Source organism: Paenibacillus xylanexedens, from assembly GCF_007680605.1.
Taxonomy (GTDB): domain Bacteria; phylum Bacillota; class Bacilli; order Paenibacillales; family Paenibacillaceae; genus Paenibacillus; species Paenibacillus xylanexedens_B.
The window spans coordinates 587,177-601,951 of record NZ_VEIO01000001.1 but is presented as its reverse complement, the minus strand read 5'-3'; the positions used below and the strand labels follow the sequence as shown (position 1 = coordinate 601,951).

Genomic DNA, 14,775 nt, shown 5'->3' with positions numbered 1-14,775 from the left:
CCTGCCTTTCAACCCTACCATCAAAACTTATAAAAAAGCGCTTTACCTTAAAGGAGGATCTTCATGTCAAAGGCCATTTCCATCTTCGATACAACTTTACGCGACGGCACACAAGGAGAGGGTGTCAGCTTATCGGCAGATGACAAACTTAAAATTGCCAAAAAGCTGGATGACCTGGGTGCTCACTATATTGAAGGCGGAATTCCCGGTAGCAATACCAAGGACATTGAGTTTTTCAAAAGAGTCAAGGAATTGAAGCTAAACGCCAAAGTTGTTGCATTTGGAAGCACTCGCCGCAAAGGTAGCCTCGCAAGCGAAGACGCCAATCTGAAACGTATGATTGAATCCGGGGCACAGGCCGCAACGCTGGTCGGAAAATCATGGGACTTCCATGTGCATACCGCCTTGCAGACAACGCTTGAAGAAAATCTGTCCATGATCTATGATTCCATCGCGTATTTGAAACAAAATGGCATGGAAGTGATCTTTGATGCCGAGCATTTCTTTGATGGCTTCAAACACAATCCAGAGTATGCACAAGCCGTCATGACCAAAGCCCACGAAGCCGGGGCGGACTGGCTCGTCATGTGTGATACCAACGGAGGAACGATGCCGCACGAAGTTCACGAGATCGTATCCACACTGCACCGGACGTTGCCTCAAGCACATCTTGGTATCCACACCCATAATGACTGTGAGCTAGCGGTTGCAAACACGCTCAGCGCTGTACAAGCTGGGGCTCGTCAGGTTCAAGGCACGATGAATGGTTATGGGGAGCGCTGCGGTAACGCTAACCTCGCTTCCATTATCCCGAACTTGCAGCTCAAACTGGGTTATGAATGTGTCTCTGAGGATTCCATGAAACAACTCACGAATGTTGCTCGTTATATCAGCGAGATTGCGAATGTAAACATGCCAATCAACCAACCTTATGTGGGTAATGCCGCATTTGCTCATAAAGGTGGGATCCATGTATCTGCCATCTTGCGGGATTCCCGGACCTATGAGCATATCGTGCCTGAACTGGTCGGCAACAAGCAACGTGTGCTGGTCTCCGAACTGGCTGGACAGAGCAACATCGTGTCCAAAGCACAGGAAATGGGACTGGAATTTGATCCAAGTAGCCCGAACTCCCGTCAAATCATCGAAAAAATCAAAGACTTGGAGCATCAAGGTTATCAATTCGAAGGCGCTGATGCATCACTGGAATTGTTGATTCGTGAAGCGAACGGAGATATGAAAGAACTATTCACCTTTGAATCATTCAAAATGCTTGTGGAGAAAACGGCAGGTAAATCCGTTGTATCCGAAGCTTTTGTCAAACTGAATGTTGCCGGAACAAGCGTGTATACCGCAGCAGAAGGAAACGGCCCGGTCAATGCACTGGATAATGCACTTCGGAAAGCACTTGTGCAGTACTTCCCTTCTCTTGCTCATATGCACTTGTCGGACTACAAAGTTCGTGTACTGGATGAAAAGGATGCGACCGCCGCAAAGGTTCGTGTATTGATCGAATCCAAAAATACCGAGAACACATGGAACACGGTCGGTGTATCCGAGAACGTCATCGAAGCCAGCTGGGAAGCGCTTGTACACAGCTTCCGTTATGCTCTACTCCAGGAAAATATTTCGGATGAACCGGAATCCCTTACGATTCCAACGCCAGGTCTGATCAATCACTAGAAGTCAAAATCAATGAACTGCCAAAATACAATCGTGCTTCTTATTTCCCGGAAAATAAAGAAAGCTTCTGCAGCCATTAAGGATGGTAACAGAAGCTTTTTCAATGCAAAACGATAAGCAAAAATTCTTTTCTTTTAGTTTGAAATCAGCTTTTTAATTTTTTTCTCCAATTCTTTTTCCGGCAAAATACCAAGAACAATCTCTTGGATTACTCCTCTGGAGTCAATAAGAACGTTCGTTGGAAATGCAACGCCGTTATACTGAGCATAGACGGTTCCTTTTTCGTCCAAGGGTATCGGGAATGTCAACTTGTACTCGTCCACAAACGCTTTGGCATCCTTCAATTTATCGTATGAAGTAACATTTACACCGTAAAGATCCAGCTTATCTTGGTACTTTTCGGCCAAATGGTTCAGTTCAGGTGCTTCTTGTTTACAAGGGTCACACCATGACGCCCAGAAACTGACAAAGGTTGCTTTCTCTTTCGCCCCACCTACGCTATACGTCTTGCCGTCAAGTCCAGTCAGCGAGAACGGCGGTGCCAGTAACCCCGCCTTCGGCCCCGTCTCTGTGGGCATGGGTTGCTCCTGTTTAAAAACAGCGGCAATACCACTATCCGTATTTTGAGCCAGAGCTATACCAACAAGCAGGACAGCTCCGAGCAGTATGTATAGGTTACGTTTCATCACTCGCCACCCTCTTGTTCATTCAATGTGTATCCAACGGGATTACATCAATCCTTTCTCATATTGTACCCTTTTCCCTTAAAATTTTACAATCCGCACCGAACAAAATAAAATAAAAAGGACTCCTGCATCAAGCAGGAGCCAAAAGAGAGAGGGGTGAATACAAATGGCAGCACTTCACGGGCAACAAAATACCTTAACCCTTCCTCGCTCGGTGGAACGAGAAATGTCCAGGCACATGCATCTTTCACTGCCACAAGAAGCCTGCGGGGTTGTGCTGGGTGAATCCGCAGCGGGCGGCATACGAATCAGTCGGTTTCAGCCCATTCGTAACGTAGCGCCTGACCCGCTGCATCACTTCTCGCTGGATCAATCGGAATGGATTCAATGTTTTTTCTCCGACGTTACGATCGTTGGCATTTTCCATACCCATCCGTGTACACTGCCCATTCCTTCGCAAGAGGACCTGCAAGCCCTCCCGAACTTCGCGGGCATGTTACACACATATCTGATTGGTTCACCTGTTCTTTCGGTTTCAGCTTCAGAAGACTCCGAATCGCCTATGCTTCTGAACGCTTATCAGATTATATCGATTGAAGCGCAGCAAAGCAGCGAGGCTTCGTTTCCGCTGTCCCCTTACAGCTTAATCCCATTAACGTTAAGCATGACTTAATTGGGTGTAAAGATCACCCAAGGTCTCTATATTTTTGCGTTGCATATCCTCAAGATAGTACGACCACAACTGCGCCGTCATTTTAGCATCCTCAAGCGCATGATGCCGCCCATAGATCGGAATACCCCTGGATTCAAGCAATTCATCGAGCCCGTATCCCGTTCTCGAAGGTTCAAGCCAGCGGGCAAGCATCATCGTATCAATTAAACGATGGGTCAGCCTGACTTTGGAGGTTCGCCACAACGCTGCATTGAGGAATGCCCGGTCATGCGCACTCGCATGGGCTACCAGTACGTTCCCACCCACAAAGGACATAAAATCATGCAATCCTTGAAGCAATGTAGGCGCCTCCTCTGTCATCTGTTGCGTAATCCCGGTGAGTTCGGTAATATGTTTCGGCACCGCCGTTTTCGACTGAACCAGCGTATAGAACTGTTCCTCTTCTAGTACAACGCCACCTCGAAGACGAACTGCACCAAAGGACAAAATTTCGTCTCCATGCTGGGGGGAAAAACCTGTTGTTTCCAGATCAAAAACAACAGCATCCAGTTCACCCAGAGGGGTATGCAACACTTCCGGTCTACGTTGCTCCCTCATCATGGAACGGATAAACGCCATATGTTGCGCCGTAGGGGCTCCCATAATGGAAGCGATGGCGGAAGGAACCCCTCCCTGACGCAGCGAATTCCAAAACCCCGAACTGCCCCTTGCCGGCTCTCTCATGGACGTCTCCTTTCTGCAAAACGTAACTGTCTTTGCAATGCACGATGCACTCGCTTAACCAATCCAAGTGTCTCTCTCAATTCATAATGAGTTTGCTTCTGCTTCATCTGTTTCTCATCCAAAAAGCCACTGCTCTGTTGCAAATCCTCACGTATAACAACCGGTGTGTTTCGACGTAGCTTCAAAGCTGACGTAAATGCACGCTGGCATGTGTCCGTTAACTGAAAAGGAATGGCCTCAAGCGAACTCAGCCTCTCCATACGTTTTAACGTCGATGATTCCTGAATCCCGTGCTGCAAAGCCAGAAATCTGGCGCTGTTAACGAGCGGAATATATACGCCATATTTGACATCAAAACCGCCCGCATGTTCACCAAATCGCTCTGTAACAACACGCCCCATTATATTTAATGTCGCCTTATGTTTTACCGTATTACGTAGCACTGCATCAGAGAGCTCAGGAACCCGGCGAAACTGTTCATAAAAACTCGTAAGCCAAGCCTCTGCCAGACTCTCCTCCCCTGTAATAAAACGCATATCGGAAGCGATGATCAGGTTACGCACCGGCTCCCAATTTAAGTCGGAACTCCATTCGAGCAATTGCTTTTTCCAATCCGCCAGTGTTTTTCGCCAAAGCGATTCCGAGCACATCACCTTGCCCTCACATTTGGCATAACCCAGCTCTTCCAATAGATCCGCAATACGGTTTCCCAGTTCGTTGAAATACTCTTCTTTTGTTGCATGCGGAGCATCGCTGATAATCATGCCATTATCCTGATCACTCCATAATGTCGCTTCTTCCCTGCCGGAGCTTCCAAATACGATAAAGGCATAGGGGACGGGAGGCTGGCCGAAGCCCTCCTCTACCATCCCCTGAATGCATAACTCTACTGCTTTCCGTGCAATGCGGTCATGCAGTTCATTTACCATCTCGTACCATTCGACCAGCGACAAGGAAGCGGACATTGATTTCTGGAGTTCTCTCTGCAAAATAACACGTGCCTGGCGCAGTTCATGTGCAGAAGATGCACCATCGATCCCTTTATAGGACCAGGAAAGGTTTGTTATTGAGATAGGTTCCATCATATCCAGCCTCCTTGAAGCAATTTCAATCTTGATTTACCTCAGGAGCTGAATGTACCACCTGATTTGGATTCTGCATGTTTCATTTGCTCAGGATATCCATACGTCCCGTGTTCACTAAGATCAAGTCCCATTGTCTCTTCTTCTTCCGTAACACGGATGCCCATTACAGCTTTCATACCGCCAAGAATGATGAAGGACATGACAAGTACGAAGGCAAATGCTCCCACAAGACCTAACAATTGAACACCCAGCTGGTGGAATCCACCGCCATAGAACAGACCCGCTTGACCTACGCCTACTTTCTCAGCAAGTTCAGGTGTTGCGAACAAACCTGTGGAGATAGCCCCCCACATACCAGCGATACCGTGTACAGAGAACGCGTAGATCGGATCATCAATACCTTTGCGATCGAAATATTGAGCTGTGAAGAATGTAATGATACCTGCCAGTGCACCAATAACCAGAGCCGCCCAAGGTTCAACGAAAGCACAAGCACCTGTAATGGCTACGAGTGCAGCTAGCACACCGTTCAACATACTAGGGATATCTGATTTTCCGAGAACTGCCCAGGAGATCAACAGTGCGGCAACACCACCAGCAGCAGCAGCCACGTTTGTAGTCAGTGCCACATACCCGAAGAATCCTTCACCCATTGCAGACAACGTACTACCTGGGTTGAAGCCGAACCAACCAATCCAGAGGATAATGACCCCGAGTACGGAATAGACTTGGTTGTGACCAGGAATGATGTTAGGTTTGCCGTCTTTGTTATATTTACCGATACGAGGTTTCAGCAAGATGGTAGCTACCAACGCGGCTGTTGCACCCGTCAAGTGAACTACTGTTGAACCCGCGAAGTCTTGCATACCCAGCTCTGCGAGCCAGCCACCGCCCCATACCCAGTGAGCAACGACCGGATACATAATAATGGTATACAGTGTACCAAACACGATATATACGCTCATCTTTGCACGTTCTGCCATACCACCGCAGGCAATAGCCAGGGAGACAGCCGCAAATGCAAGGTGGAAAACAAATTTAATTGTTAATGGAACATCGGAGAAAGCGAGTGATTCAAAGGAAGCCGCCATGTTGTCTCCACTCATGAAGAAACCGGTTGTTCCAAAGAAGCCGTTACCGTTACCAAAACCTAGGCCAAAACCAAGGCCCCAGAAAGCAATAACTGAAATCCCTAATGTCAGGATCGTCTTACCCGCAATGTGTCCTGCATTTTTCATTCGTGTCGAACCCGCTTCAAGAAGTGCAAATCCCCCTTGCATAAAGAACACCAGCACTACAGCTAGAAACGTAAATGCCGAGTTCAAACCACTTTGAAGCTCAATAGTACTTGGACCCTCCGCAGCAGCGAATGCACTCACCGGAAAAGCCAGCAAAGTAAGCATTGCTAACATTGAAACCAACCATTTCTTTCTCATTTGCCCCACTCCCTCTTGTGTTATGTTTCTTTACATATCATGAAACTCTTAATGTCATTATAAGCAGAAGTAAGGAAAGTTGACAAGAGTATTTTTATCATTTTCGAAAATATTTTATGGGAATAAAGTCTTACGTCTTTTTCTTGCACTTAAGTACATATTCACACACTTTGAGTACATAGATATAGGAATAAAGCAAGCTATCTTCTAAAGCATAACGTTTGACTGTACGGTTCATGATCATGTATCATACTTATTAGTAAGAAAAATTGAGCGTGTACATTGAAGCGCTTGTGGAAACTACATTTCCCTACATTTGAACTTGCAAGCGAGGTGAATATCATTGGGGATATGAAACTTTTTCGAATTGGCGAACTCGCCAAAACGGCTGGTGTAAGCGAACGGACAATTGACTATTACACAAAGCTCGGGTTAATCGCTCCCGAAGAACGCACCCAAAAAAATTATCGTCTTTATAGTCATGAAACCTTAACCAGACTTGAACGTATTGTACAGATGAAACAAGAGAAGTATAGTCTCGAAGAGATTAAACAATCTCTTGAAAAGTGGCGTCTGGTCAGTACAGAAGAACAAGTAGCCAGCAAACTGACAACACTTGAACTTCATGTGCAGCAACTTGAGCGAGAGGTCAATGAACTCAAACCATTGCTTGGAGAGATGAAACCTGTACAAGCACGCAAGATGATGGCAGGACTCCTCACCAAAAGCGCGGGTACAATGGAGGCATTAAAAATCTTGCTTGAAAACACCATGATGTAGCTTATTATGAAAGCGGAGGAATGGATATGAGTTTTAATAACGGTATGTTCGTATTGATTATCATCGCCTTTTTGCTCTCGTTATGGGCGCAATTTCGCGTTAAGGGCACCTTTAGACGTTGGTCCGAAGTACCAAACCAGAACGGAATGACCGGTTACGATGCAGCCCGCCATATGCTCGATGCTAACGGCCTGCACGATGTGCCGATTGAACCGGTTCGCGGCTCACTCTCCGACCACTACGATCCGATCAATCGGGTTGTACGTTTGTCAGAACCTGTGTACTACGAAAAGTCCATCTCGGCATTATCCGTCGCGTGTCACGAAGTCGGCCATGCCATTCAGCACAAGGAAAGTTATCCTATGCTCGCATTGCGTCACCGGATTTTTCCGATTGTGAACTTTGCCTCTGGGCTCGCACCATTTCTGTTAATTGCAGGCTTCCTCTTTAACGCGATGAACCTGGTCGGAATCGGCATTATCTTCTTCTCTGTTACTGTCGCATTTCAGTTGATTACATTACCGGTCGAATTCAATGCCAGCAATCGAGCACGTGAGATAATGGTATCTGAAGGATATATCCGTAACGAAGAAGAAAAAGGTGTTGCCAAAGTCTTGAATGCCGCAGCTTTGACATACGTTGCCGCTGCATTGATCTCTTTACTTGAATTGATTCGTTACATCGGAATCTTTAATAGCCGGGACTAAATGTTGCAGATACCCAATGAACAAGTTAAATAAATAAAAACAATACCCCACCGTTACTCGGATGGGGTATTGTTTTGTTGTAAACCGAAATAATGAAGCAAAAATGAGCGGAAAGACTGAGCAACGAGTGGCAACTTATCATCTGCACGGTGAATCAACCCAATCGTTCGGGTTACTTTCGGCTGAGAGATCGCCACATGCGCAGGCTGCAAGGGATTCGTCTGGAATAAAGCCATTTCTGGCAACAGACTTACACCCATACCTGCCGCTACCAAACCACGAATCGTATCGGTCTCCTCGCCTTCAAAGGCAATTTTCGGTGTAAATCCGGCTTCCAGGCAGGCATGCCACACAATTGGCCGCAGGGAGTAACCTTTGCTAAACAAGACAAACTTATCATCCTTCAACTGCTCCAGCGCAATCGTCTCTTCTCCCGCTAGCGGATGATTTGGCGGCAAGATGGCATGTAACTCCTCAGTCAGTACAATATCACCAGCAACCTGATCATGTTTTTCCGGAAACGGCGAAATGAAAGCAAGGTCCACTTCAGCTGACAACACATCCCGGATCAATGTCGGGTACATCCCCTGCTTAAATCTGAATTTCACATTCGGATACTTCTGGCGAAAAGCCGCCACTACCGAAGGAATAAGATGAATCCCCAGACTATGTGGGAAGCCAATCCGAATCTCCCCGTGCTCCGGGTCAAGAAACTCATGCACTTCACCTACAGCTTTGTCGAGATCCTTCAAAATACCTTCAACCCGTTTGCAAAAAAGCTGTCCTACCGCAGTCAACTGCAAATTCCGCCCTTTTTGCATAAAAAGATCTACACCAAGCTCTTCTTCAAGCTGATGAATCTGTCTGCTGACCGCAGACTGTGCCACGTGCAACTCTTCCGCCGCCTGTGTAACATGTTCCTTTTGAGCAACTTTCAGAAAATAATGCAACTGTCTTAATTCCACTTGCCTGATCGCTCCAATCTGTTATACCCTACTATATCGTTCACCGTACATTACATCTTGAGAACATTCTACCTATTGCCTAAAAATCCGAGGTTTCCATAAACGAATAATCAAACCATAAATAAAGAATCCACCGAGCAAACCACCTAAATGGGCCATCCAGCTGACGTTTGCAACCGCAACGGAAAAAATGATACCGAACAGCAACAACGTATACAACGTTTTGCGAGAAGTCTCATCCATTATGTTCCGTTGGAACAGCGCTATGTAGAGAAACGCACCATAGACGGCATAGATCGCGCCAGACGCCCCTAACAAAATGGTAAGCTCACCAATCGATTTGTACCATGCAATGGCCAGAATGTTCCCTACTACACCTCCCGCTAGATACAATACGCCATATCTCACAGACCCAAGCAATCGCTCTAAAGGAGGAGCAAATACAATGAGCGCAAAACTGTTGAACAACAGATGGTCAAAACCCCCATGAAGGAACATCGCTGTTACATAACGCCACCACTCGTTCACGTACGCGCCGTCATTAATTAATGCTCCAAAATGAAACAAAGTCGGAACACTTCTAGCCCCCCCATTAAGCGTTACTACGATAAACATAACAACATTCGCAATTAAAAGAATCGACGTCAAAGGGAAGAACTTCAAATAATCTTTCCAATTTTCATAACGGATAAATATCATAGATTTTCACTTTCACTCCACCCTGTTAAAATCAGACCTATTTCTTGAATCCATCACAATAATACATGCCCGGATTGGACAACGTCTTTCATAAAAGATTATAATGGATTTTGGCACGGATCACCAATTTATAAGGAGGAACATTATTTATGACACAAGAACGTAAAGGCGCAGCCACATTTAAAGGCAACCCTATCACATTGATCGGACCTGAATTGAAAGTGGGCGATCAAGCACCTGACTTCACTGTGAGCAAAAACTTGATTGAAGATGCATCTCTGAAAGACTTCGCAGGCAAGATTAAATTAATCAGCGTTGTTCCTTCCCTGGACACTGGCGTATGTGATGCTCAGACTCGCCGCTTCAATGTTGAGGCAGCTGAACTCGGTGAGAATGTTGTTGTTCTGACCGTAAGCGTAGACCTTCCATTTGCACAGGAACGTTGGTGCGGTGCGGCTGGTGTTGACCGCGTGGTTACCCTTTCCGACTACAAAACACGCTCTTTCGGCGAAAACTACGGCGTTCTGATCAAAGAATTCCAACTGGACATGCGCTCCATTTTTGTCCTGGATGCCGAAGACAAAATTACATATGTGGAGTACCTGCCTGAAATGACAGACTCCCCTAACTTCGAGCAAGCCATTGCTGCGGTAAAAGCTTTGCTGTAAAACAAATTGCGTCATTGCAGAATAAAAGCGAGGAAGGTCATCCTTCTCTCGCTTTTTATTATTTCATCATTTATTTCACTCATTCGCCTTATACTTGCCGAGCTTTTTATCAAGTACGGAGAACAAGTGCATAATCGTACGATAGTTGGAACCGAGATCCCCCAATGAACCGCGGGAAGCAGAGTACATATCTACTGCACTTCGTACAGGACTCACCGAAATAATGGAAACCGTAATATCCATTGTACGCCCAAACGTCGTGCGTTTTTCCAATATAATCTCGCCTACAGAATGCACTTCATGCAGTACTTTATACCCCGGAATTTTTTTAAGTGTCGAAGATACTTCTTCCCAGGCTTTTTCTTTGGATAAATTGTAATAGCGTGTTTTTAATTTGGGATCCTTGGCTCGATCGCTGGTCCCCTCCATACTTCGGATGATACCGACGAGCGTTCTCTTTAAGGTCAAGACCCTTCCTCCTTTGAGTGTAACCGTTCCATTATGTATTCTAGTGTAACATTGTTCAAGTAGTAACAAAAGGGTAAGCATCATATTTAACAAAAATACTAGGATCAACAATAACCAGAATTAAATCATTCATTATACCCAACCAAAAATCAACATAAAAACACCCTGGCTTCCTCATAAAAAAGGAAAAGTCAGGGTGCTGTACATTGTAAGATGAGAAACCCGCCTATGCCGTCCGGCTACATTGTCTTATGAACCTGCTTGGCAGGTGGGTGACTGCAAAAATGCATTTGAAGTCCCCATGTCGTATAGACAGGGCTTTTCAGCAACACTTTGTATTAATCTCCCGAAGACATCATCATTGGTTCAAAACAACGAATAACCGAAACGTACATCGCAGGATGTACACTTATTATATCCCTAACTTTGTAAAAAGTAAATGCCATACAGACATGTTTTATTTTTGCTGTGTAAACTCTTTATTTTCAGTAGGTTCAGAACGCTGTGCTTCGTCCTGTTCTCCTGATTTTTCAGCCAAAGCAGCTGCCTCTTCTTCCTCTTTCTGCAATTGGATCTTTTGCATCTGCTCCTGCATTTTGTTGTAGGTTGCATAGAAGTTAAAGAACGCAAACCAGGCCACGATGCTCATAATGAAAAAGATAAACAGCACCGGATAACGCAATCCGATATAGAACAGCAACCCGCTTCCAAGTAATGTGGAAAACACACGGAAAGGTCGAATCAACGTTAACAGAACTGCATTTTTGATAATAAGGCCGATCGACATATGGTAATGTACAACCATAGAGAAAAAGTTAAACAAGGATACAAACAATAATAACAACAACACAAGCATAATAATGCCAACCAGCTGCATGTTACGGAACTGCGTCATATAAACCGTATAGTCCAGATACATGATTGCGAACAGCAGGGTGTAAAAAATACCCCCGATTAAACTTTGTTTGTAGTTTTCCTTGTAACCTGTAAAGAATGTACGGAAGATCGGCACATCCGTATCTCCCATATTCCATTTACGAACAACCGTGAACAAAGCTGAGGTCGCCGGAAACAGTGTAAGCGGTGCCACAATGGCTATAGCCCAGTTCATTTGTAATGATTCGTTCGCGAGATTCTGTTGCATGACGAGCAGCTTCATAATCATGAAAAACAAGAACGGTGAAGAACAGATCGCCCACAAGAGATTGCTTGCGGCCAGTCTTGTAATCCATTCTGTCAGCCGGTAAAGCCCGCCCATAGCTCCTTTAAATTCCAAACATTTCTCCTCCTCCGCACCTTGCGTCTAACCTGAATTCTAATATTAATATACCTTATTATATATAGGAAAAGCCAGCACTTCCCGAAAGTAGATCACTTTAGGCAAGCCTGATCGTTCTAATAAATGGAAAGTTTATGTATTTTTACAAAGTAAAAAGGATGGAGCAGCTTCCTGCCCCATCCTAATTAAATGTTACACTTATTCGAAAGAGTTGTCTCTAGCCGGACGACGTCCTTCATTATTGCTTGGACGCGGTTTGCGATCACGGTTGTAGCCGCCTTCTCTGCTTCCGCTTCCACCACTGCTGTTGCGGTCACGATTGTAACCGCCACGTCCACCACCACTGCTGTTGCGATCACGGTTATAACCACCACCGCCACCGCTACGGTTACCGCTGTAACCTGATGGCTTGCGTCCACCAGAACGAACATCTGGTCTACGACGTTTAGCACGGATTGGATCTTCAGGAGTCAGATCAACCTGAGCATCTTTTTTGTCGCCTGTCAGGAGTTTCAAAGCTGCGGACAACAATTGTACGGAATCATATTGCTCCAGCATTTGAATGGCAATACCTTTGTATTCGTTCAACTCGCCGGATTGTACGATCTCCAGGAGACGTTCAGCCGTTACGCGTTGTTTTCCTTCAACCGCTTCTGCCATTGTAGGCAACGGTTTACGCGGAATACGGTGACGTGTTACACGCTCGATGAAGTGCAAGTGATCAATCTCACGCGGAGTTACGAAAGACCATGCCGCACCCTCTTTACCCGCACGACCTGTACGGCCAATACGGTGAACATAACTTTCCGGATCTTGCGGAAGGTCAAAGTTCACAACGTGTGTTACGCCAGATACGTCGAGACCACGCGCTGCCACGTCTGTTGCAACGAGTACATCGATGCTGCCATCACGGAACTTACGCATTACCGTATCACGTTGGTTCTGAGACAAGTCACCATGCAAACCATCAGCGGAATATCCACGCTTTTGCAAAGCTTCAGCCAATTCGTCAACACGACGCTTTGTACGTCCGAACACGATTGCCAATTCTGGGGATTCCATATCCAGCAAACGGCTAAGAGCTTCGAATTTTTGACGCTCAGGTACTTCAATATAAGCCTGATCAATCAACGGAGCGCTGACTTGTTTAGGAATAACAGAAACGTGTTCTGGATTAGTCAAGAATTGTTGAGCCAATTTTTGAATGTTAGGAGGCATTGTTGCAGAGAACAGCATCGTTTGACGGTCGTCTGGAACTTGTTTCAGGATCGATTGAATATCCTCCATGAAACCCATGTCGAGCATTTCATCTGCTTCGTCCAATACAACAGTTTGTACATCATCAAGTTTGATTGTTTTGCGGTTGATGTGGTCAAGGAGACGTCCTGGTGTACCGATGATAATCTGTGGTTTTCTTTTCAATGCACGAATCTGGCGTACGATATCTTGTCCGCCGTAGATTGGCAGGGAGCGCAGACCTTTGAAGCGAGTAAGTTTTTCGATCTCTTCAGCGACTTGGATCGCAAGTTCACGTGTAGGTGCCATAATGAGGGCGCGGATTTTATCATCCGTTTTGGAGATTTTGCTGATCAACGGGATACCGAATGCTGCGGTTTTACCCGTACCTGTTTGAGCTTGACCGATCAAATCTCTACCTTCAAGCGCAATTGGAATTGATTTGGATTGAATCGGTGTTGCTTCTTCAAACCCGAGCTCAGTGATGGCTTGCAACACCAGTGGTTCAAGATTGAAATCTGAGAAATTTAAATTTGTCAAAATTATTCATACTCCTTTTATATGGTGGACATGGTGGACAATCCACTTTGTTGTCTGTATTCTTAAGTAGCGTTAATATTTATAGGGTATCCCAACGGGACGAATTATTTTCACGAACGAACATAATTCCATGAATGGGTCCCCAACATAAGACTAAAACTACAATCACGTGTTTGAAACATTTCAAATTTTAGCTTTCGATTTGGGAAAAGTTTCCTACTCAAGAATATCCACAAATCATTATATCATAAAACTATTCAAGATTACCAGCAATCTGGTTTTAAATAAAAATGAGGTGATTAAATTGCCCAAAATAATTTGGCACTCTTTGGTGATCATTTTGGGTGCTGCAGCAATTGCTTGCGGCTTTAACTGGTTTTTGGTACCCCATCAGCTTCTGAGCGGTGGAGTATCCGGTATTTCCATGCTTTTAGGTTATTTTACCAATTTGAATCTTAGTATAATGTATTTTGTTCTTAACATCCCTCTGCTCATTGCAGGTTGGTTTATTCTTGGACGACGTTTCATTATATTGAGTATTGTGTCGGTAGCAGCCACTTCCTGGTTTATTGGACTGCTGCCTGTTTCTGCTGTAGCAACCGATCCACTTCTAAGCTGTGTCTTCGGCGGGGTGCTGGTTGGAATCGGTACAGGTGTCTCCTTTAGAGTCGGTGGCTCTACTGGAGGCTTGGATATTGTCGGTTCCATTTTCACTAGAAATCGTGATTTCCCGATCGGCACTGTCATGGCGGGTATGAACGGAGCGATCATTTTGCTCGCGGGTTACCTGAATAATAACTGGAACATCGCTCTGGCCTCCATGGTTTCGATCTATGTTACAGGTAAAGTGCTGGATCTCATCCATATCAGTCACGTCAAGGTTACGCTTTACATCATCACCAATGAAACCGAAGCGATGCTGAAAAAACTGCTGACCCGTCCTCGTGGCGTCACAAAAATTAAAACGCAAGGGGCATATACCGACATTGAAAAGGATATGTTAATGACTGTGACTACCCGTTACGAACTGGTTGAGATCAAACGCATCATCAAAGAAACCGATCCAAAAGCATTTGTTAACATCGTGGAGACCGTAGGCGTGATGGGCTCATTCCGCCGCAGTTAGACATCCGCCCGTTAACAATTC

General features: G+C 45.4%; 15 protein-coding genes and 1 other RNA gene. 6 read left to right on the top strand and 10 right to left on the bottom strand.

Annotated features, from left to right (window positions below):
• Positions 1-63 precede the first annotated feature (63 nt).
• Positions 64-1,683, top strand: a complete 1,620-nt coding sequence (cimA, locus tag FS818_RS02820; protein WP_145329414.1) for a citramalate synthase — start codon at positions 64-66, stop codon at positions 1,681-1,683.
• A 134-nt stretch (positions 1,684-1,817) separates the two neighbouring features.
• Here the strand turns inward: cimA and FS818_RS02815 are convergent, their stop codons facing one another.
• On the bottom strand, positions 1,818-2,369 hold the full coding sequence (locus tag FS818_RS02815; RefSeq protein WP_145329411.1) for a TlpA disulfide reductase family protein: 552 nt from the start codon (positions 2,367-2,369) through the stop codon (positions 1,818-1,820).
• A gap of 166 nt (positions 2,370-2,535) precedes the next feature.
• Here FS818_RS02815 and FS818_RS02810 point away from each other — a divergent pair, with 166 nt between their 5' ends.
• Positions 2,536-3,042 (top strand): M67 family metallopeptidase, encoded by a 507-nt coding sequence (locus FS818_RS02810; RefSeq protein WP_145329408.1) that lies wholly within the window; start codon positions 2,536-2,538, stop codon positions 3,040-3,042.
• Here FS818_RS02810 and FS818_RS02805 read toward each other — a convergent pair.
• The 3 genes from FS818_RS02805 to FS818_RS02795 are packed head-to-tail and all read right to left on the bottom strand — an operon-like array spanning position 3,028 to position 6,286.
• Positions 3,028-3,765, bottom strand: coding sequence for an exonuclease domain-containing protein (locus FS818_RS02805; protein ID WP_145329405.1), 738 nt, complete (start codon positions 3,763-3,765; stop codon positions 3,028-3,030). The two genes, FS818_RS02810 and FS818_RS02805, sit on opposite strands and share 15 nt — an antisense overlap.
• Positions 3,762-4,850, bottom strand: a complete 1,089-nt coding sequence (locus FS818_RS02800) for a DUF294 nucleotidyltransferase-like domain-containing protein (protein WP_260989771.1) — start codon at positions 4,848-4,850, stop codon at positions 3,762-3,764. Before FS818_RS02800 ends, FS818_RS02805 begins: the two co-directional genes overlap by 4 nt.
• A gap of 38 nt (positions 4,851-4,888) precedes the next feature.
• Positions 4,889-6,286 carry an ammonium transporter gene (locus FS818_RS02795; protein ID WP_145329402.1) on the bottom strand — a complete coding sequence of 466 codons (1,398 nt, stop codon included), beginning with the start codon at positions 6,284-6,286 and terminating at the stop codon, positions 4,889-4,891.
• Between the two features lie 351 nt (positions 6,287-6,637).
• Here FS818_RS02795 and FS818_RS02790 point away from each other — a divergent pair, with 351 nt between their 5' ends.
• Both FS818_RS02790 and FS818_RS02785 read left to right on the top strand, forming a co-directional pair.
• Complete coding sequence (locus FS818_RS02790) at positions 6,638-7,066, top strand: MerR family transcriptional regulator (protein WP_090924759.1); 429 nt, start codon at positions 6,638-6,640, stop codon at positions 7,064-7,066.
• Between the two features lie 26 nt (positions 7,067-7,092).
• A complete protein-coding gene (locus tag FS818_RS02785; RefSeq protein WP_090924734.1) occupies positions 7,093-7,773 on the top strand; it encodes a zinc metallopeptidase in 681 nt (226 codons plus the stop codon).
• A gap of 53 nt (positions 7,774-7,826) precedes the next feature.
• Here the strand turns inward: FS818_RS02785 and FS818_RS02780 are convergent, their stop codons facing one another.
• Together FS818_RS02780 and FS818_RS02775 are read right to left on the bottom strand one after the other, a co-directional pair.
• Positions 7,827-8,738 (bottom strand): glutamate biosynthesis transcriptional regulator GltC, encoded by a 912-nt coding sequence (locus FS818_RS02780; protein WP_145329400.1) that lies wholly within the window; start codon positions 8,736-8,738, stop codon positions 7,827-7,829.
• Between the two features lie 72 nt (positions 8,739-8,810).
• Complete coding sequence (locus tag FS818_RS02775; protein ID WP_145329397.1) at positions 8,811-9,437, bottom strand: rhomboid family intramembrane serine protease; 627 nt, start codon at positions 9,435-9,437, stop codon at positions 8,811-8,813.
• Between the two features lie 149 nt (positions 9,438-9,586).
• Here FS818_RS02775 and tpx point away from each other — a divergent pair, with 149 nt between their 5' ends.
• Positions 9,587-10,105 (top strand): thiol peroxidase, encoded by a 519-nt coding sequence (gene tpx / locus FS818_RS02770; protein WP_090924731.1) that lies wholly within the window; start codon positions 9,587-9,589, stop codon positions 10,103-10,105.
• A gap of 75 nt (positions 10,106-10,180) precedes the next feature.
• On the opposite strand, the gene FS818_RS02765 is transcribed toward tpx, so the two are convergent.
• The 4 genes from FS818_RS02765 to cshA form a co-directional block, all read right to left on the bottom strand.
• Positions 10,181-10,573 (bottom strand): DUF1499 domain-containing protein, encoded by a 393-nt coding sequence (locus FS818_RS02765; RefSeq protein ID WP_145329394.1) that lies wholly within the window; start codon positions 10,571-10,573, stop codon positions 10,181-10,183.
• 215 nt (positions 10,574-10,788) lie between these two features.
• A non-coding RNA gene (gene ssrS / locus FS818_RS02760) (6S RNA) lies at positions 10,789-10,979 on the bottom strand.
• A 51-nt stretch (positions 10,980-11,030) separates the two neighbouring features.
• Positions 11,031-11,849, bottom strand: a complete 819-nt coding sequence (locus FS818_RS02755; RefSeq protein ID WP_145329391.1) for a YesL family protein — start codon at positions 11,847-11,849, stop codon at positions 11,031-11,033.
• A gap of 201 nt (positions 11,850-12,050) precedes the next feature.
• Positions 12,051-13,628, bottom strand: coding sequence for a degradosome RNA helicase CshA (cshA, locus tag FS818_RS02750; RefSeq protein WP_145329388.1), 1,578 nt, complete (start codon positions 13,626-13,628; stop codon positions 12,051-12,053).
• Positions 13,629-13,932: 304 nt separating this feature from the next.
• On the opposite strand from cshA, the gene FS818_RS02745 reads away from it, so the two are divergent.
• Positions 13,933-14,754: a YitT family protein gene (locus tag FS818_RS02745; protein ID WP_145329385.1), complete on the top strand. Its 822-nt coding sequence runs from the start codon at positions 13,933-13,935 to the stop codon at positions 14,752-14,754.
• The last annotated feature ends 21 nt before the right edge of the window (positions 14,755-14,775 follow it).